Genomic DNA, 16,788 nt, shown 5'->3' with positions numbered 1-16,788 from the left:
CCTCCCGCTTAACCCGGACGGGCACCACCAGGTCACCCGCCAGACCACCACCACCGCCCCGGGCCACCCCGGGGTGCCGGCCCGCGTGGCCGGCCGCGACAGCGGCCGCCCGCCCGCCCACCGCGCCCCGGCCGCCCCCGTGGTGCACACCGACGCGGTGCCCGCCGACGCACCCCGCCCCGACGGCCACGACCACGGCGCGCTGCGCGCCGCACTCGCCGCCGGCACCGACGACCGGATCATCTACGACCTCGACGGCATCGGCCGCCAGTACGCCGCGCTCCTCGCCGAACTGCCCGGCGTGGCCGTCCGGTTCGCGATGAAGGCGTGCCCGGTGGACGAGGTGCTGGACCACCTCGCCGGGCTCGGCTCCGGCTTCGACGCGGCCAGTCCGGCGGAGATCGCCCAGGCGCTGCGCACCGGCGTGCCGCCCGAGCTGGTCCACTACGGCAACACGGTCAAGTCCGACCGCAACATCGCCGAGGCCCACCGGCTGGGCGTGCGGGACTTCGCCACCGACAGCCTGGAGGACGTCGCGGCGATCGCCGAGCACGCCCCCGGAGCACGGGTGTTCTGCCGGATCGCGACCACCGGGGAGGGCGCGCTGTGGGGCCTGAGCCACAAGTTCGGCTGCTCGCCCGAGGACGCGCTGCGGGTGCTCGGCGAAGCCCGTACCGCCGGGCTCGTGCCGTCCGGCCTGTCCGTGCACGTCGGCTCGCAGCAGATGACCGCCGAGGCCTGGGGCGCCGCGATCGACTCGCTGGCCGCCGTGCTGGAGGCGCTCAACTGGCGCGGCATCACCCCGACCCGGATCAACCTCGGCGGCGGCCTGCCCGCGCTCGGCGTCCTCGACCGGAGCGGGCGCCCGCTGGACCCGCCGCTGGACAAGATGTTCGCGGTGATCCGCGAGGGCATGGAACGGCTGAACGCCGTCAACGGCGCACCGCTGGAGTTCCTGCTGGAGCCCGGGCGCCACCTGGTCGCCGACCACGGCGCGATCCGCGCCCACGTCTCCCGGCTCACCTCCCGCCACCGCCTCGACGGCGCCCGGGAGGACTGGCTCTACCTCAGCTGCGGCAAGTTCAACGGCCTGTACGAGATGGACCAGCTCCAGTACCGGCTGGAGTTCCCCACCCACCCCGGCGGGCAGTTCGTCAACGCCGTGGTGGCCGGCCCGACCTGCGACAGCGACGACGCTTACGCCCAGGACGGCGGCCGGGTGCGCGTCCCGCGCGCGATCGGCTCCGGCGACCCGGTCTGGATCCACTCCTGCGGCGCGTACGCCACGGCCTACGCCACCCGCGGGTTCAACGGCTTCGCCCCGCTGCCGCACACCTGCATCGGCGGGCGCCGCGACGGAGGAAGCGCATGAACGAGGACCGCATCCGGCTGCTCCGGGAGGAGGACTGGGACGCCGTGGTCGCGCTGGAGGAGCGCGCCTACGCCGCCAGCGGGCTGTCCGAGGGCCGCGAGGCGCTCCGGTCCCGGCACCGCGCCTCGCCGGACACCTGCTTCGTGCTGGAGCACCGGGGCGGCGTCGGCGGCTACCTGCTCGCCCTGCCGTACCCGCTGTTCCGCTGCCCGGACCTCAGCCGCAGCGAGGACGGGAGCGGCGCAGGTGGGAGCGGCGCGGGCGGGACCAGCGAGGACGGTACCGGCCCGGGAGGGCGGCCGACCAACATGCACGCGCACGACCTGGTGATCTCCGAGGAGCTGCGCGGCCGGGGCCTGTCCCAGCGGATGCTGCGGCACCTGGAGGAGACCGCCCGGGCGGCCGGCTACCGGACCGCCTCGCTGGTCGCCGTCCGCGGCTCGCACGTGCTGTGGACCCCGCTGGGCTACCGCGCCCGGCCCGAGATCGAGCTGCCCGAGAGCTATGGCTCCCGGGCGGTCTACATGGCGATGCCGCTGGACCCCGTCCCGGTCCGGCCGCCGCTGCCGCACGCCACCGACCCGGCCGCCGGGCCGCGTTCCACCGACCCGGTTCCCGGGCCGCCCTCCAGAGCCGAAGTGGGCTGATACCGATGTCCCCCGTTCGCGACGACTTCCGTCGGTCCCAAGTGGCCATCGGCGCACTGTTCTTCGTCCTCGGATTCCAGTACGCGACCTGGGTCTCCCGGGTGCCCGCGCTCAAGGCCAGGCTCGACCTGGGCGAGGCCCAGATCGGCCTGCTGCTGATGACCTGCGGAATCGGTGCGGCGGTGTCCTTCCCCCTGGTCGCGGTGCTGACCCGGCGGCTCGGCTCCCGCCCGCTCTCGGTGCTGTCCGCGCTGGCCCTCGGCGTGATCCTGCTCGCGCTGTCGGTGGTGCCCAACTACCCGGTGACGCTGCTGGTGCTGTTCCTCGACGGCGTCGCGGTGGGCTGCCTGAACGTCGCGATGAACGCCCAGGGCGCCGCGCTGGAGGCCCGTTTCGAGCGGACCACGATGTCCCGGCTGCACGCCACCTTCAGCGCCGGCTCGCTGCTCGCCGCGCTGCTGGCCTCGGGCGTCACCTCCGTCACCGGCTCCCTGGCGGTGCACTTCGGGCTGGCCGCCGCGCTGCTCGCGGTGCTGGTCCTGGCCGCCCGGCCCGGGCTGCTGGCGGACGGCCCGGCCGAAGCCGCCGAACCGGCGGCGGAGCAGGGGGAGAAGCGGCGCCGCGGCTTCGTGCTGCCGACCGTCGCGACCCTCTGGATGGGCCTGGCGATGGTGTTCGGCACCGTCACCGAGGGCGCCATGAACGACTGGTCGGCGCTCTACCTCAAGGACTACGTGCAGGCCGGCGCCGGGCTCGCCCCGATGGGCATCGCGGTGGTCTCGGTGATGATGGTCTGCGCCCGGATCTTCGCGGACGGCTGGCGCACCCGCTTCGGCGACGGCCGGATCGTGCGCGTCGGCAGCCTGCTGGCCGGCGCCGGGCTCGCCCTCGCCCTGGCGGTCGGCGGCGTCGTCCCGACCCTGCTCGGCTTCGCCTGCGTCGGCCTCGGCGTGGCCGCGGTGACCCCGTGCGTCTACGTCGCCGCCGCCCGGCAGGGCGCCGACGCGCTCTCGCTGGTCGCGGCCATGGGCACCACCGGCCTGCTGGCCGGCCCCGCCGTGATCGGCTTCATCGCCGGCGCCACCAGCCTGCTCTGGGGCATGGCCGCCGTCGCGGCCTCGGCCGCCGTGGTCGCGCTCTGCGCCACCCGGATCAGCTGGCCCGGCCAGGAGGCCCCCGCCGCCCCCGCCGAGGCACAGCTCGCCGCCGACCCGACCTGACGCCCCCCGTACGCTCGCCCGGGACCTCGCGCACCCCCGTCGCGGAGGTCCCGGGCGTGTCCGGCGCGGGAGGCCGGCCCCCGTCAGGTCCCGGCGGGTACCTCCGCCCCGCCGGTCGCGATGTGGTGCAGGAGCTTGGCGCGCAGCGCGGTGAGCCGGGCGATCTCGGCGTCCAGCGCGGCCAGCCGGGCGTGGACCACGGGCGCGAAGGTGTCGGGCCCGGGGGACTCGGAGCAGCGGTGCGGCGGCTCCTCGCCGAGCAGGTCGAGGCGGTGCGCCCGGCTGGCCAGGTCGTCCACCGTCAGCCCCACGGCCAGGAGTTGGCGGATCACCCGGACCCGGGCGACCTCGGCCGGGCCGTACTCGCGCTGACCGGAGGCGGAGCGGGCCGGCGGGTGCAGGAGCCCGCGCTGCTCGTAGAAGCGCAGCGCCCTGGGTGTGGTGCCCGCCGCCGCTGCCGCGTCCCCGATCCGCATGCCCGCTCCCTGGTCGTCAGAGTTCCACGATGGTGGTCCCGAAGGTGTCCCCGGTGAACAGTTCCGTCAACGCCGCGGGGGCCCGGTCGATGCCCGGAACCGACGTCAGCGGAAGGGTGATCTCGCCGGCGCGCAGCCAGCCGGCCAGGCGCTCGCGCCACTCGGCCTCCAGGTCCGGGTGGTCGAACCCGGAGAAGCCGCGCAGGGTCAGGCCGTGGGTGATCACCCGGAAGCCGTCGATCACGGCCGGGGCGTCGCCGCCCGGGCGCTCCGGATCGAGCTGGCCGGCCAGCGCGCCGACCAGGGCGAACCGGGCACCGCGCCGGGCCGTGTCCACGGCGGCGGTCAGCTGCTCGCCGCCGACCAGGTCCAGCACGACGTCCAGCCCGTCCGGCGCGGCCTCGGCCAGCTGCTCGGCGAACGGCCGCCCACCGGGCACCAGCACGGTGTCGTAGCCGAGTTCGGCGGTCAGCCGCTTCGCCTTGGCGGGCGAGCGGGTGGTGCCGATCACCCGGGAGGCGCCGAGCAGCCGGGCGACCTGCCCGGCCACCGTGCCGACCGAGGCCGACGCGCCCGTCACCAGCACCACGTCGCCCGGGCGCAGCCCGGCGGTGCGGGTCAGGGCGCCGTAGGCGGAGGAGGCGGAGGAGACCAGCACGACCGGATCGGGGAAGTCCGCCGGGACGGCGGTGAACCGGGCGGCCTCGGCGACCGCGTGGTCCCGCCAGCCGGCGAGGTGGGTGACCAGGTCGCCGGGGCGCAGCGGCCCGTCCGCGGGGGCGGCCAGCACCTCGCCGAGGGCCGGCCCGAACATCGCGTCCCCCGGCCGGATGTGCGGCAACTGCGGGCCGGAGGCGCCACCGCCGATCAGGGTGCGCAGCGCGGCGAAGACCAGGAAGGCCCGGTTGCGGACGAGCACCTCCCCGGGGCCGGGCGCCGGCAGCGGCTCCTCGGCCACGGTGAAGTCACCGGGGGTGGGCAGCCCGGACGGTGCGGCGGTCAGCCGGACGACGCGGGCGGTGGTGGGCAGGGCCATGGCGGCGCTCCTCGGAGAAGAGGGGGAGGGCGGCGGCCGGTGCCGCCGCGCGGTGCCCGGACGCTAACCCCTGACCCGTGCGTCAGGGGCAAGCGGCTCTGGTGCGAGGGTGTCTGACGGGGCGTGCGGGAAGCGGGTCTTCTAGAGTCACGCGTGGTACGGATGTGCGAGTGCGGTGCGTCCGTACGACCATGAGCCGCAGTGAGCGCAGTGATCCGCAGTGAGAGGAAACGAGCAGGATGACCGAGCAGGCCCCCGAGCCCTTCGAGCCCGTCGACGAGGACTGGCAGACCGCGCTGGCGATCGTCGCCCACCCCGACGACATGGAGTACGGCGGGGCCGCGGCCGTCGCCCGCTGGACCTCGCAGGGCAAGAAGGTCGTCTACGTGATGGTCACCAGCGGCGAGGCCGGCATCGACTCGCTCGACCCGGCCGAGTGCGGGCCGCTGCGCGAGGCCGAGCAGCTCGCCTCGGCACGCGTGGTCGGCGTCGACACCGTGGAGTTCCTCGGCCACCCGGACGGCGTGGTGGAGTACGGGCTGCCGCTGCGCCGGGACATCGCCAGAGCGGTGCGCCGGCACCGGCCGGACATCGTGATCACCAGCAACTTCCGGGAGACCTACGGCGGGGTGTTCCTCAACCAGGCCGACCACATCGCGGTCGGCCGGGCCACCCTGGACGGGGTCAGGGACGCCGGGAACCGCTGGGTGTTCCGCGAGCTGCTGGCCGAGGGCCACGAGCCGTGGAACGGCGTGCGGCAGATCTGGGCGGCGGCCTCGCCGGAGGCGAAGCACGCGGTGGACACCACCGAGCACTTCGACCGGGGCGTCGCCTCGCTGGAGGAGCACAGGGCGTACCTGGCGGGGTTGGGCGGGGCGATGGCGGAGCCGCGGGAGTTCCTGGAGGGCTTCGGCCGGGGCGCGGGCAGCCGGCTGGGGACGCGCTTCGCGGTGCCGTTCGAGGTGTTCCCGCTGAGCTGATCCGCTTCGGGCTGCCCCCTTGGGCTACTCGGGCCCGGCGCCGCCGTCCTCGCCCGCGCGGCGCCGGCGCCGGTACCGCAGCACCTGCCGGAGCAGGAGGGCGGCGACCAGCAGGCCCAGCCCGACCGCGAACCAGACCTGGTAGCGCAGCGCCGTGCGGTAGACGGTCCCGATGTTGGCGCCGGCGAGGTAGCCGAAGGTGCCCCAGACCGCCGTCCACAGCACCGCGCCCAGCAGGTTGTACGGCAGGAACCGGCGCCAGGGCATCCCGGTCGTCCCGGCGATGATCCCGTTGTACTGCCGCAGCCCGTCCACGAAGCGGGCGACCGTGACCACCTTGCCGCCGTGCCGGGCGAAGAAGCCGTCCGCGCGCTCCATCCGGGCCGGGGTGAGCAGCACGTAGCGGCCCCAGCGGTGGACGAAGGCGCGCCCGCCGGTGCGGCCGATCAGGTAGCCCAGCGCGTTGCCGAGCGCGGCGGCGCCGGCCGCGATCAGCAGCACGGCGGCGAAGTCCAGGTGCCCGGCACCGGCGTACACCGAGGCCAGCACCAGGACGGTCTGCCCGGGCACCGGGATGCCGCAGTTGTCCAGCAGCACGAGCAGCGCCACCGCGAGGTACCCGTAGTGGTCCAGCAGTGGCGCGAGCCCGGCGAGTGCCCCGGGCAGCGGGGGTGTGGGGGCGGACACCGCTCCTCACCACCTCGCGCGGGGGGGTGCGCGGGGCGGTGGGGGTGTGGGTCAGCGCTCCACCTGGCGCCTGTCGATGTTGCAGTCTGGGCCGGGGTAGACCAGACCCTCGTGGCCGTCCTCGAAGCGGACCACGTACGGCGGTTCGCCGTCGATGCCGCGCACCTCGATGATCTCGCCCTTCTGGTCCACCATGCCCACCGACCTGCTGTGGATGTGGAGCTGGTCACCTACCGCTGCGTGCATGGTCTGCTCCTCGGGTCGTGCGTGCCGGCCGCTGCCACGACCGTTCCGCTATCCACTGTGCTGCGGGCGCGGCGGGCTCGCAACGCCTCGGGCGGGCGGGCCGCCCGGGCTCCGCGGGGGCCGGGGGTCAGCGGGCGGAGGGCTGTTGCGCGAGGTAGCCGCGGACCAACCGCTTGCACTCGGCGATCAGGGCAGGGTCGCCGTCCGGGGCCTCCCGGAAGGCGAGTTTGAGCACCGCGTCGGCGGCCTCCAGGGCCACCCGCAGGGTCACGATGGCGGTCGGGCCGCCGGCCCGGAACAGTTCGCCGCCGAGCGCCTGGAGCCGCAGCGCGACGGCGGTGTTGTTGTCCACGCCGGCGTCCAGCAGGTGCCGGTCGTCCCGGACGCCGGTGGGGACGGCCGGGCCGGCCAGCCCGAAGTCCAGCTGGCCGAAGCCCGGCACCGCGCGCTTCATCGCCACGAACTCCTCCACCGCGAGGTCGGTGAAGACGGCGGGGTCGAGCGGTGCGGCGGCGGCCAGCCGGGCGTCCAGGCGCTGGAGGTAGTGGTCGAGGTTGCGGGTGGCGAGCGCGGCCAGCAGGTCCTCCTTGCCGGCGAAGAACTGGTAGAGGGTGCCGATCGGCACCCGGGCGCGCTGGGCGACCTCCTTGGTGGTGAGCGCGGTCGCCCCGACCTCGTCCAGCAGCCCGGCGCAGGCGTCCAGGATGCGGCCGTACCGCTCCAGGCTGCGCTGCTGGACCGGGCGGCGCCTGACCGGTCCGGCCGACTGCTGACTCCTGGCTCCCGCGTTCATGACCTCACTGTGCCGCATCCGCAGTTGCGGCGGCGAATCCCCGGGGCGCTCGCGGCCCGGCGTTCCCCCGTGGGGCGGGAGTCGCGCGGAGGCCGGAGCTGAACGGCACGGTGGCGGGAAGGCGTCCACGGGTCGGCATCGGCCTTGTCGTGGACGCGAGGACGGGTTCATACTCCTGGGGCGTACTACCTTGCGTGATCGTCGCGTGCCTCTTCGTGGTGATCGCGGTCCAGCCGGGGCGCCCGGACCCACCGGAACCGTCTGAGGAGCACTGCCGTGGAGATCGTCACCGCCGTCGGCCACCCCGAGGTGCGCGAGGCCTACCTGCGGGACCACCCGCTGGGGCGGACCCACGAGGCGAACAGCAACGGGTACGCCGTGGAGAACCTCGGGCGGGCCGGGCGGATCCCCGGCGGCTGGTGGCGGGTCCGGCTCTCCCGGGCGGACGTGCTGGGCGTCGTGCTGCCCTGGCACCTCAGCGAGGGCGGGGAGCTCGAACTGGTACCGCGCTCCGGCTCGACGGTGGCCGAGGCGGCGGACCGGATCCGGGCCGGCGGGGCGGCCTGGGGCGCCGCCAACCCGGTCTGCGCGGCGAAGCTGCGGCTGCTGCGGTGGGCCCCGTTCACGCCGCTGTTCCTCAGTACCGCCCCGGTCGACCATCCCGACTACGAGGAGCTGAAGGAGCGGTCGGGGCTGATCCACCTCGACGGCCTGCACCGCATGCTGGCCTGGGAGTTGGCCGGACGGCTGCCCGAGCGGGCGCTGCTGGACGGCTACCTGGTGGGTGACCCGGGGGCGGTCGGCGGGCCGACAGGGAGGAGAGGGCCATGGGTGCGGTGACCGAGATCGGCTGGAGCAGCCTGGAGTTGGACGCCCGGCGGGAGCTCTGGTCGCTCCCGCTGGGGGAGCGGGACCGGCGGCTGCTACGGGCCGACGCCCGGGCCGGGCGGTGGGAATCCGGCGTGGAAGTGCGGGACCGGCTGGGGGAGTTCGCCCGGAACGCCGTCGACTCGGTCGGCGTCACCCAGGTGCGCGGCCTGGTGGACCCGGCCCGCCCGGAGCGGGAGGCCACGGAGGTGCTCTCGTTCCTGCTGCGGGACTTCGGCCGGATCGTCCCGCAGAACGGGCGCGGCGACCTCGTCGCGGTGCTGCGCGACCAGGGCGGCGACGGCGGCACCGAACTCGGCCTCCACTGCGACACCTGCGACCTGCTCGTCCTGCTCTGCCTCCGGCCCGCCTTCGACGGCGGCGGACTGACCAGGCTGGCGAGCGCCCGGCACGTGCACGACCTGATCCAGCGGGAGCGGCCGGACGCGCTGGCCACGCTCCGCGAGGACTGGACCTTCGACCGCAGCGGACGGCCCGGCCCGCAGGTGGTCGTCACCCCGATCCTGTACGACCGCAAGGACGGGACGGTCGGCTGCTACTACCAGACCCGTACCGTCCGCTCGTCCCCCGACCGTGGCGGACCGGAGTTGACGGACCGTCAGTGGGAGGCGCTCGGGGTGCTGGACGAGGTGCTTTACCGCCCGGAGACCGCCTTCGGGCTGTCGATGGCCGCCGGTGACCTGCTGATCGTCCGCAACAGCCGGGTGCTGCACGGGCGTTCGCCGTTCGTCGACGAGCCCGGGCCGTACGCCCGGCGGATGCTGCGGGTCTGGGTGAACGAGGGGGAGGAGTGGGCGCGGTGAGGACGCCGGGCGGTGGGTGCGGCGGCGCTGCCGCACCCACCCCGGTGGTGCCACGGGGGCGGTCGGCCGACTCGGCGATTCAGCGATTCAGCGACTCGGCGACTTGGTCGACTCAGTTGACGAAGACCGCCGGGCTGCCCGCCTGGCTGGTGTCGGCGAGCGGTCCGAACGTCGCGGAGAAGTAGCCGTCGGCCGGGCAGAGCGACGAGCCGCCGCTCTTGGCGAAGTGCTCGGTGCGGAAGGCCAGGCTGTGGGCGGCGTTGTCGGCGCTGCCCGTGAACGCGCCGCTCAGCTGGTAGGAACAGGTGAGGGTGCCGAACCAGCTGTCCAGCACGGCGGTGGCCTGGATCGTCCCGGCGGAGCCGCCGGTGAGGGCGACCGGCAGGCCGGGCGCGTCGGAGACGGTGAGGCCGTACGGCAGGTTGCCGACCGTCAGGCTGCGCACCGAGGTGACCCCGGTGACGTTGGCGGTGCACGAGCCGAAGGTCAGCCCGGTCAGGGAGGCGGTCGCGCTGCCCGGCGCCGCCGGGTTGCTCAGCACCGAGGCCGAGAGCTTCGACGTCGCGCAGGTGACGCCGGTGGTGCTGGTCGCGGTCGAGTAGAAGGTCGCCTTGGTGCCTGCGGCGAGCGGCGCGGCGAGCGCGTCGCCCACGGCGACGGCGGCACCGCCCGCGCTCCCGGCGGTGAGCACCGGGCCGGCGGCGAGCGGTGCGGGCGACGCGGAGGCGGGGGCGGCGGCGAAGGCGAGCGCGCCGGCCGCGCAGACGGCGGCGACGGTGGTGGTGGCGGAGGGGCGGCGGCTGAAGCGCATGGGGAAAACCTCTTCCTCGGTGAGGGGGCGAGAAGGCGTCCTCTCGCGGGCTCCCGGGCGGTGGGGACCGGGGAGCGCGCGGCGTTTCCGGGTCCACAGGGTCCAGCCGTGACCGTGCGTCGTCAAGGCGCTGGGCGGAACTTGCTGACTTTTCGTCAACAAGCCGAGCGACGCGACCGGCCGTCGGGGTCTTCCCTTCGTCCGCCCGGAACTGCAGGGTGGGGGACGCGGACTGTCGGACGGGGTGGGTGGATTGGGCGATCAGCACGAGACGCACAACAGGATCAGCCAGAGCACCATCCACGGCAACGTGTTCATGGGCGGCGTGCTCTCGCTGATGGGGGGCCGGAGGCCGCGACCGCGCCTGCTGGTCGCCGTGCTGTGCGCCCTGGCGCTGCTGGGCGCCGGTACGACGTACTGGGCGCTGACCGCGACGGACGGCGGCAAGGGGCCGGAGCTCGGCGCCCGCTACGACCCCGAGCACGGTGACGCCGCCACGACCGCGGTCGTCCCCCGGGTGGTGAAGCCGACCGAGCTGCCCGCCGTCACCGGCTGCGGCGCCGCGCGGACCTGGTCGCACGCGCAGGGCGGGACGGACGTGGGCGCGTCGCCGCTCTCGGTCTCGATGGTCGGCAACGGCCACACCGTGGCGATCGAGCAGGTGCGGGCGACCGTCGTGGGCGAGCCCCGCGACCCGCTGCCCGGCACGGTCGTGAACTGCACCGGGCAGGGCGAGGGCAAGAAGATCGACATGGGCGTCGACCTGGACTCCCCGAACCCGGTCGCGCTGATCGGGGCCGCCGGGCCGGTCTCGTTCGCGCCGTACTTCACCGACAAGTACCTCTACCTGGAGGCGGGGAAGCCCGAGGTCGTCAGCCTCACCGTGCTCGCCGCCCGGCACAGCTACGACTACGTGCTCACCGTCGAGGGCACGCTCGACGGCAAGCACCACACCTGGACGCTGAAGGACGGCGACCGCCCGTTCCGGATCTCCGGGGTGCGGACCGAACGGGGCACCGAGCTGTCGACCTACGGCAGGGGCTGGGAGACCGACTACGGGACGGGCTCCGGCGAGCGCATCCGGTGCAACCCCTGCTACGACCAGGACCAGGAGGAGATCCCGGGCACCGCGGTCGCGGTCGCCCCGGCCGGCTACACCTTCGCCTCCGCGTCGGGGGCCGAACAGACCTGGCCGCCGGCCCCGCCGAAGGACCGGCCGGCCGTGCCGACGCCGCCGCCGGCGGTCGACGAGCACGACGCGGAGTCCGTGGCGACCGGCTGGGCGGTCACCTCGGGCAGCTTCGACACCGCTCGGGGAGACACCGCTCCGGCGGCCGTCCTGGGCCGGGTCCGCCGGTATCTGACGCCCCAACTGGCAGCCGCCGGGGGTGGGTTGAACGCCTGCGCGGTGGACGCCCCGGCCTGGCCCGCCGAGGTGACGGCGCGCCGGGGCTGGTCGGTGGTCATGCGGACGACGGCGCGGCCGGTGGAGGGCGAGGGCCACCGCGATTCGGGCTACCTCACCGGTGAGGTGGTCGAGTTGGAGGTCCCGGTCGACTGCGTCTACGTCGCGGAGGGCGGCTGGTACCAGTGGCCCCGGCCGTTCACCGCGCGCCTGCGGCTCCAGCGCCAGGCGGACGGCGGCTACCTGATCGCGGACATCGGCAAGGTGACGTACAACATCCCGGCGCTCAACGACCCCACGCTGCAGCATCCTTGAGGGGCGGGGCGGCCGGGTGGTTCGCCGTCTGCGAGAATCCCGGGATGGCTGAGCAGAGTGACTCCGGTGGTCTCCCGGGCGACCGCGGGCCGGAGGCGGGGGTCCGCGCCGGTGGCCTCCGCCCGGGGGTGCCGCCCGTGACGCCGCCCGCGGATCTCGGCGAGGGCGAGGTGGCCGTGCTGCTCGCCGAGGTGCGCGCCTCCGCCGGTCGGGTCCTCGCCGCCGTCGGCGCCCTGACCGACCGGCAGGCCCGCGAACCGTCCACGCTGCCCGGCTGGAGCCGCGCCCACGTCCTCACCCACCTCGCCCGCAGCGCCGACGCGTACCGCCGGCTGCTGACCGTGGCCCGCACCGGCGCCGCGCCGGAGCCGCGCCCGGACGCCGCCGCGCTGGACCGCGCGCTGCACGAGGGCGCCGGACGGGGAGCCGCGGAGCTGGTCGCGGACCTGCGCGGCAGCCTGGACGGGATGGCCGCGGCGGCCGGGGCGATGCCCGCCGAGCGGTGGTCCGTCCTGGTGTCCGCCCTCGCGGGCTGGCGGCACCCGGCGTGGTTCACCCTGCACCGGGCGTGGCGGGAGCTCGAAACCCACCACGTCGACCTCGGGCTCGGCCGCTCGACCGCCGACTGGCCCGCCGGGTACGTCGCCTGGGCGCTCGACGCGACGGCGGCCACGCTGGCCGCCCGCGGATTCCCGGTCGCCCGGCTGAGGGCCACCGACCTCGGCCGCGAGTGGCCCGTGGCCCCGGCCGGCCCCACCGTCAGCGGCTCCGGCCACGCCCTGCTCGCCTGGCTGTCGGGCCGCGGCCCGGCAGCGGGCCTGCGGGCGGACGGGCCGCTGCCCGCGCCGCCGGGGTGGCCGCTGCCGCCGGTGCCGGGCTGGGGTTGAGCCGGTCGGGCCGCGGCGTGCGGGGAAACCGGCTCCGGAGCGATCCCCGACCCCCGACCGTGAACCGACCCCCGACCGCGCACCGACCCCCGACCGCGCACCGACGCCCGGGCCTGCTCGTCGTGAGCGGGGGCGGAGGCGGCCTACCGGGACCGACTGTGGCGGCCCGGACCGGCCCCGCTCGCCCACCTCGCAGAGCTGCGCATCGTGCGCTGCACCGTGGACCCCGAGGTCGCCCGGGCGCGGATCGTCCGCCGGGCCGCCGAGGTGCCCGGCCGGGCCGTCCACGTGGACGGCGAGCCGCTGCGCCGCATCGCGCGCGGCGAGCGGCCGATCGAGTCCTGGAGGCCGATCGCGCTGGACGCCCCGTGCCTGGCGGTGGACACCACCCGGGGCTGGAACCCGACTCTGGGGCGGATCACGGCCTTCGCTGCCGGGGCCGCCGAGGAGCCCACCGGCCGGGCGGCGGAGCACGGGCCGCCGTCGGTCTAACCTCGACGGTATGGACGCGTTCGAACACCCCGGCGGGCAGGCCGCCGTTCCGCCGGGGGAGGGGCTGGAGGCCCTGGTGCGGCTGCTCGACCGGCGCGGTGTCGTGGTGCTCAGCGGCGCGGGCCTGTCCACCGAGTCCGGCATCCCCGACTACCGCGGTGCCACCGGCCGGCGCCGCAGCGGCACCCCGATGACGTACCAGGAGTTCACCGGCAGCGCCGACGCCCGGCGCCGCTACTGGGCCCGCAGCCACACCGGCTGGCCCGCGATCGCCGGTGCCCGGCCCAACGCCGGGCACCACGCGGTGGAACGGCTGCACCGGGCCGGGCACGTCGCGGCGGTGATCACCCAGAACGTGGACGGCCTGCACCACGCGGCGGGCACCCGGGAGGCCGTCGAACTGCACGGCGGGCTCCGCCGGGTGGTCTGCCTCGGCTGCCGCCGCACCAGCACCCGGGCCGAGCTGGACCGGCGGCTGGAGGAACTCAACCGGGGCTTCCGCCGAACCGATGCGGAGCTGCGCCCCGACGGCGACGCGCAGCTGCCGCAGCCGCTGGTGGACGGCTTCCGGGTCGCCGACTGCCCGCAGTGCGGTGGAGTGCTCAAGCCCGACGTGGTCTTCTTCGGCGAGAACGTCCCCGTGAACCGGGTCGAGCACTGCTACGAACTGGTCGACGCGGCAAGCTCGTTGGTGGTCCTCGGCTCCTCCCTGGCGGTGCTGTCCGGGCTGCGCTTCGTCCGCCGCGCCGCCCGGGCACGGCTGCCGGTCGCCATCGTCAACCAGGGGCCGACGCGCGGCGACGAGCTCGCCGCGCTCCGGCTCGACCTGCCGCTGGGACCGGCCATGACGGAGGTCGCCCGACAGCTCGGCGCGGTGTGAGCGGCCCCGCCTGAGCGGTGCGGCCCGAGCGGCGCAGTGAGCGGCACGGCCCGAGCGGCACAGCTTGAGCGGTGCGGTCAGCCGGTCTGCTGGGCCGGTCGGCCCGGTACCCACAGGGGTGCCCGGCCGCCGCGTGGCATGGAGCGTGCGGCGTCCTGTTCCAGCCAGCCGGCCACCCGTTGCGGATCGCCCTCGCACAGCTCGACCAGTGCGGCGGCGGCGATCCGGGTGCAGCAGAGCACCAGCGCCAGGGTGTCCTGGCGGCAGTGCCGCTCCCGCACGTACGCCTCGCCGCGCTCCTCGATCCGGCGGGCGTGGCTCGGCCCGTCCTCGGCGGTCAGCGCCTGGACCCCGTGCCACACCATGGTCAGCGCGCAGGGCTCGGCGGGATGCGAGGCGCCCTCCCGCTGGGCCTGCTCGCGGGCCTCCGCCGAGCGCTGCCCCAGCCACTCCAGCGCCGTCGGCCCGTCCTCCCCGCAGGAGCGCAACACCAGCTCCGCGGCCCGGGCCACCACGGCCCGCAGCACCGCCGGCGTGGGCGCCCGCAGCCCGGACGCGGGCCCGTCGCCGAACGCCAGCCAGGCGTCGGCGAACGAGGCGGCCCGCAGCCCACCCACCCAGGCGGGCGCCCCGCCCTCCGTGCTCAACCGGTCCTGCGCCCCCAGCCGCACCAGCCCCACGGCCGTCAGGCTCGCCGCGTCCCCGTCCAGCTCCCGCAGCCATTCACTCCGCACAGCACACACCCCCGTCAGCGGTTCATCCCCGTGAGGCCTCATCCCACCACACCAGGACGGGAACGAACTAGACAGGGTCACGTCACAATCTGGAAGCGGGCCCTCCGGACAGCTCCCGGAGGCTTCCGGCGGGAGCGCCGAGGTGGCCGAAGGGAGCGTCCGGCGGATGGCCCGGCGGGATTCGCCAGGTGCCCGAGGCGCCGCCTCGTACGGCCGTGGCAGGCCCGGCCGGGGTGACCGGTCGTGCGCGGGGTCCCGGCGACGGCCTCCGGAGGCGTGGCGGGAGCCGGCCAGGGCGGGAGCCGACACGCCCGGCGGTGGAGCGGCCCGTGGGGCGGCGGTGGCGGGTTTGGTGGCCGGGGTGTGGGCGGCTGGTGTTTTGGGCAGGGACGCGTCAGGACCCGGGCGACTGTGCGGACGCCCGGTGCGTCGGAGGCGGGGCCCGGTCGCGGCCCGCCGTCAGTGTGCCGTGAGCCCGTCGACCAGTGCGAGGACGTCCTCCACCGGTCCCGCGGGGTCGACCACCGAACAGCGGACCCCACGCACGGTGCGGGTGGCGTCCAGCGCGCGTGTGGGCGGGCGCAGTGCGGCGGCAGCCAGGTGGAGCTCCGCGTCGGAGAGCAGCGGTGAAGGGGATACGGGCGTGCTCGGCGAACACGGCGAGCCCGACCGGGCGTTGAGTGCTGCCGGTTGCGACAGAAGGGGTGGGGCCGAGGGTGGATGCGACCGCGCGAGACGTGACCACGCGAGACGTGACCGCGCGAGACGTGACCGCGCGCGAGGTGATACCGCGACAGCCGACCGCGCGAACGGCGACCGTGGAGGGCCGCGGGACCGGGCACGGGCCACGGAGCCGCACCTCGGCGGGCGTCTTCTGGCGCTACTGGGCCGGGTCGCTGGTCAGCCGGCTCGGGGACCAGGTGACCGCCGTCGCCCTCCCGCTGATCGCCGTGCTCACCCTGCACGCGACCGCCTGGCAGGTCGGCCTGGTCACCGGCGCCGGGTACCTGGCCTGGCTGCTGGTCGGACTGCCGGCCGGCGTCCTGGTCCACCGGTTCCCGCTGCGCGGCACCCAGGTGGTGATGGACCTGGTGCGCGGGCTGGCCGTGGCCTCGGTGCCGGTGGCGGCCGCCCTGGGGGTGCTCGGCCTGCCGCAGCTGGTGGCGGTCGCCCTGCTGGTCGGGCTGGCGGGCGTGGTCTTCGACGTCGGCAACTCCACCCTCCTGCCCTCGATCGTCCCCAGGGAGGAGCTGACCGCCCGCAACAGCCTGCTCTCCGGCACCAGCGCCGCGACCGAGCTGGCCGGTCCCTCGCTCGGCGGGGTGCTGGTCCAACTCGTCGGCGGCGCCGCCGCGATGGTGCTGGACGCGGTCAGCTACCTGGTCTCGGCGGCCCTGCTGCGCAGCCTGCCGCGCGCGGAGCGGCCCGTAGGCCGGCCGGCCGGCGCGGGGATGCGGGCGCAGATCCGCGAGGGCTGGCACTTCGTCACCCGGCACCCGGTGATCGGGCCGTGCGCCGCCGACGCCACCGCGGTCCACTTCGTCGTCGGCGGGCTGATGACGCTCACCCCGGTGTTCCTGGTCGACGCCCTCGGCGCGCCGGCCGCCGCCGTCGGCGCCCTGATGGCCACCGGCGGCCTCGGCAGCCTGATCGGCGCCGCCCTCACGCCCCGGGTGGTCTCCCGGGTGGGCAGTGCCGGAGCCCTGCGGTGGGCGGCGCTGGTCGCCGCGCTGTTCACCTTCCTGCTCCCGGCGGCCGGCTCCGGCTGGGCGGTGCTGGTCTTCGCCGTCGGCAACGCTGGCTTCTCGGCGGGCGTCGTGGTCACCAGCATCGTCAGCCGCACCCACCGCCAGGCCCACACCCCGGCGGAGCTGCTGCCCAGGGTGATGGCCACCGTCCGGTTCGTCTCCTGGGGCGCCATCCCGGTCGGCGCGCTGCTGGCGGGCGCCGCCTCCACCGCCTGGGGGCCGCGGACGGCCCTGCTCCTGCTGGCGGTGTGCAGCCTGGCCGGCCCGGCGATCCTGGCGGCGAGTCCGATCCGCCGCCGGCGCGACCTCGCCTGATCCGCGGCGTCACACGGCCGACCGGCTGCGCCGCGGCGGATCGGCCGTTAGGG

Annotated in this window: 18 protein-coding genes; 11 read left to right on the top strand and 7 right to left on the bottom strand. The window is 75.8% G+C overall.

Going from position 1 to position 16,788, the window contains the following annotated elements:
* Window positions 1-157 precede the first annotated feature (157 nt).
* From ABZW03_RS01310 to ABZW03_RS01300, 3 genes are read left to right on the top strand one after another with little or no spacing between them, the layout of a single operon-like run.
* Entirely contained in the window at window positions 158-1,372 is a 1,215-nt protein-coding gene (locus ABZW03_RS01310) for a type III PLP-dependent enzyme (RefSeq protein ID WP_355250315.1), read from the top strand.
* The gene (locus tag ABZW03_RS01305; protein ID WP_355250304.1) at window positions 1,369-2,019 is read left to right on the top strand and encodes a GNAT family N-acetyltransferase; all 651 of its coding nucleotides are present in this window, start codon (window positions 1,369-1,371) and stop codon (window positions 2,017-2,019) included. The genes ABZW03_RS01310 and ABZW03_RS01305 overlap by 4 nt, the downstream gene beginning before the upstream one ends.
* Window positions 2,020-2,024: 5 nt before the next feature.
* Window positions 2,025-3,239, top strand: coding sequence for an MFS transporter (locus ABZW03_RS01300; RefSeq protein ID WP_355250301.1), 1,215 nt, complete (start codon window positions 2,025-2,027; stop codon window positions 3,237-3,239).
* Window positions 3,240-3,322: 83 nt separating this feature from the next.
* Here ABZW03_RS01300 and ABZW03_RS01295 read toward each other — a convergent pair whose 3' ends face one another.
* Together ABZW03_RS01295 and ABZW03_RS01290 are read right to left on the bottom strand one after the other, a co-directional pair.
* Window positions 3,323-3,715 carry a MerR family transcriptional regulator gene (locus ABZW03_RS01295; RefSeq protein WP_355250298.1) on the bottom strand — a complete coding sequence of 131 codons (393 nt, stop codon included), beginning with the start codon at window positions 3,713-3,715 and terminating at the stop codon, window positions 3,323-3,325.
* Window positions 3,716-3,731: 16 nt separating this feature from the next.
* A complete protein-coding gene (locus tag ABZW03_RS01290) occupies window positions 3,732-4,751 on the bottom strand; it encodes an NADP-dependent oxidoreductase (protein WP_355250295.1) in 1,020 nt (339 codons plus the stop codon).
* Between the two features lie 239 nt (window positions 4,752-4,990).
* Between ABZW03_RS01290 and ABZW03_RS01285 the strand changes: the two genes are divergently transcribed.
* Window positions 4,991-5,731, top strand: coding sequence for a PIG-L deacetylase family protein (locus ABZW03_RS01285; protein ID WP_355250292.1), 741 nt, complete (start codon window positions 4,991-4,993; stop codon window positions 5,729-5,731).
* A gap of 24 nt (window positions 5,732-5,755) precedes the next feature.
* Here ABZW03_RS01285 and ABZW03_RS01280 read toward each other — a convergent pair whose 3' ends face one another.
* The 3 genes from ABZW03_RS01280 to ABZW03_RS01270 all read right to left on the bottom strand — a co-directional run bounded on the left by ABZW03_RS01280 (window position 5,756) and on the right by ABZW03_RS01270 (window position 7,457).
* Complete coding sequence (locus ABZW03_RS01280; RefSeq protein WP_355250289.1) at window positions 5,756-6,418, bottom strand: DedA family protein; 663 nt, start codon at window positions 6,416-6,418, stop codon at window positions 5,756-5,758.
* 51 nt (window positions 6,419-6,469) lie between these two features.
* Window positions 6,470-6,664 carry a DUF1918 domain-containing protein gene (locus ABZW03_RS01275; RefSeq protein ID WP_355250286.1) on the bottom strand — a complete coding sequence of 65 codons (195 nt, stop codon included), beginning with the start codon at window positions 6,662-6,664 and terminating at the stop codon, window positions 6,470-6,472.
* A gap of 127 nt (window positions 6,665-6,791) precedes the next feature.
* Entirely contained in the window at window positions 6,792-7,457 is a 666-nt protein-coding gene (locus tag ABZW03_RS01270; protein WP_355250283.1) for a TetR/AcrR family transcriptional regulator, read from the bottom strand.
* 276 nt (window positions 7,458-7,733) lie between these two features.
* On the opposite strand from ABZW03_RS01270, the gene ABZW03_RS01265 reads away from it, so the two are divergent.
* Window positions 7,734-8,297: a DUF6309 family protein gene (locus ABZW03_RS01265; RefSeq protein ID WP_355250280.1), complete on the top strand. Its 564-nt coding sequence runs from the start codon at window positions 7,734-7,736 to the stop codon at window positions 8,295-8,297.
* Entirely contained in the window at window positions 8,285-9,148 is an 864-nt protein-coding gene (locus ABZW03_RS01260; RefSeq protein ID WP_355250277.1) for a TauD/TfdA family dioxygenase, read from the top strand. Before ABZW03_RS01265 ends, ABZW03_RS01260 begins: the two co-directional genes overlap by 13 nt.
* 112 nt (window positions 9,149-9,260) lie before the next feature.
* Here ABZW03_RS01260 and ABZW03_RS01255 read toward each other — a convergent pair whose 3' ends face one another.
* Window positions 9,261-9,959, bottom strand: coding sequence for a Tat pathway signal sequence domain protein (locus ABZW03_RS01255; protein ID WP_355250275.1), 699 nt, complete (start codon window positions 9,957-9,959; stop codon window positions 9,261-9,263).
* 253 nt (window positions 9,960-10,212) lie between these two features.
* Here ABZW03_RS01255 and ABZW03_RS01250 point away from each other — a divergent pair, with 253 nt between their 5' ends.
* The 4 genes from ABZW03_RS01250 to ABZW03_RS01235 all read left to right on the top strand — a co-directional run bounded on the left by ABZW03_RS01250 (window position 10,213) and on the right by ABZW03_RS01235 (window position 13,938).
* The gene (locus ABZW03_RS01250) at window positions 10,213-11,679 is read left to right on the top strand and encodes a hypothetical protein (protein WP_355250272.1); all 1,467 of its coding nucleotides are present in this window, start codon (window positions 10,213-10,215) and stop codon (window positions 11,677-11,679) included.
* A 44-nt stretch (window positions 11,680-11,723) separates the two neighbouring features.
* Window positions 11,724-12,566 (top strand): maleylpyruvate isomerase family mycothiol-dependent enzyme, encoded by an 843-nt coding sequence (locus ABZW03_RS01245; RefSeq protein WP_355250269.1) that lies wholly within the window; start codon window positions 11,724-11,726, stop codon window positions 12,564-12,566.
* Between the two features lie 219 nt (window positions 12,567-12,785).
* Window positions 12,786-13,058: a hypothetical protein gene (locus ABZW03_RS01240; RefSeq protein WP_355250266.1), complete on the top strand. Its 273-nt coding sequence runs from the start codon at window positions 12,786-12,788 to the stop codon at window positions 13,056-13,058.
* 10 nt (window positions 13,059-13,068) lie between these two features.
* On the top strand, window positions 13,069-13,938 hold the full coding sequence (locus ABZW03_RS01235) for an NAD-dependent protein deacetylase (RefSeq protein WP_355250263.1): 870 nt from the start codon (window positions 13,069-13,071) through the stop codon (window positions 13,936-13,938).
* 77 nt (window positions 13,939-14,015) lie between these two features.
* Here the strand turns inward: ABZW03_RS01235 and ABZW03_RS01230 are convergent, their stop codons facing one another.
* The gene (locus ABZW03_RS01230) at window positions 14,016-14,672 is read right to left on the bottom strand and encodes a hypothetical protein (protein WP_355250260.1); all 657 of its coding nucleotides are present in this window, start codon (window positions 14,670-14,672) and stop codon (window positions 14,016-14,018) included.
* A gap of 752 nt (window positions 14,673-15,424) precedes the next feature.
* On the opposite strand from ABZW03_RS01230, the gene ABZW03_RS01225 reads away from it, so the two are divergent.
* A complete protein-coding gene (locus ABZW03_RS01225) occupies window positions 15,425-16,735 on the top strand; it encodes an MFS transporter (protein ID WP_355250257.1) in 1,311 nt (436 codons plus the stop codon).
* Window positions 16,736-16,788: the final 53 nt, after the last annotated feature.

Source organism: Kitasatospora sp. NPDC004799 (genome assembly GCF_040609095.1).
In the GTDB taxonomy this organism is placed as follows: Bacteria; Actinomycetota; Actinomycetes; order Streptomycetales; family Streptomycetaceae; genus Kitasatospora.
This window is presented reverse-complemented; position numbering and strand designations above follow the sequence as displayed.

Bases quoted from the DNA above. Each gene is read 5' to 3' on its own strand.
- ABZW03_RS01305 (WP_355250304.1), top strand. From the start codon at position 1,369: ATGAACGAGGACCGCATCCGGCTGCTCCGGGAGGAGGACTGGGACGCC.
- ABZW03_RS01300 (WP_355250301.1), top strand. From the start codon at position 2,025: ATGTCCCCCGTTCGCGACGACTTCCGTCGGTCCCAAGTGGCCATCGGC.
- ABZW03_RS01295 (WP_355250298.1), bottom strand. From the start codon at position 3,715: ATGCGGATCGGGGACGCGGCAGCGGCGGCGGGCACCACACCCAGGGCG.
- ABZW03_RS01290 (WP_355250295.1), bottom strand. From the start codon at position 4,751: ATGGCCCTGCCCACCACCGCCCGCGTCGTCCGGCTGACCGCCGCACCG.
- ABZW03_RS01285 (WP_355250292.1), top strand. From the start codon at position 4,991: ATGACCGAGCAGGCCCCCGAGCCCTTCGAGCCCGTCGACGAGGACTGG.
- ABZW03_RS01275 (WP_355250286.1), bottom strand. From the start codon at position 6,664: ATGCACGCAGCGGTAGGTGACCAGCTCCACATCCACAGCAGGTCGGTG.
- ABZW03_RS01270 (WP_355250283.1), bottom strand. From the start codon at position 7,457: ATGAACGCGGGAGCCAGGAGTCAGCAGTCGGCCGGACCGGTCAGGCGC.
- ABZW03_RS01260 (WP_355250277.1), top strand. From the start codon at position 8,285: ATGGGTGCGGTGACCGAGATCGGCTGGAGCAGCCTGGAGTTGGACGCC.
- ABZW03_RS01255 (WP_355250275.1), bottom strand. From the start codon at position 9,959: ATGCGCTTCAGCCGCCGCCCCTCCGCCACCACCACCGTCGCCGCCGTC.
- ABZW03_RS01245 (WP_355250269.1), top strand. From the start codon at position 11,724: ATGGCTGAGCAGAGTGACTCCGGTGGTCTCCCGGGCGACCGCGGGCCG.
- ABZW03_RS01235 (WP_355250263.1), top strand. From the start codon at position 13,069: ATGGACGCGTTCGAACACCCCGGCGGGCAGGCCGCCGTTCCGCCGGGG.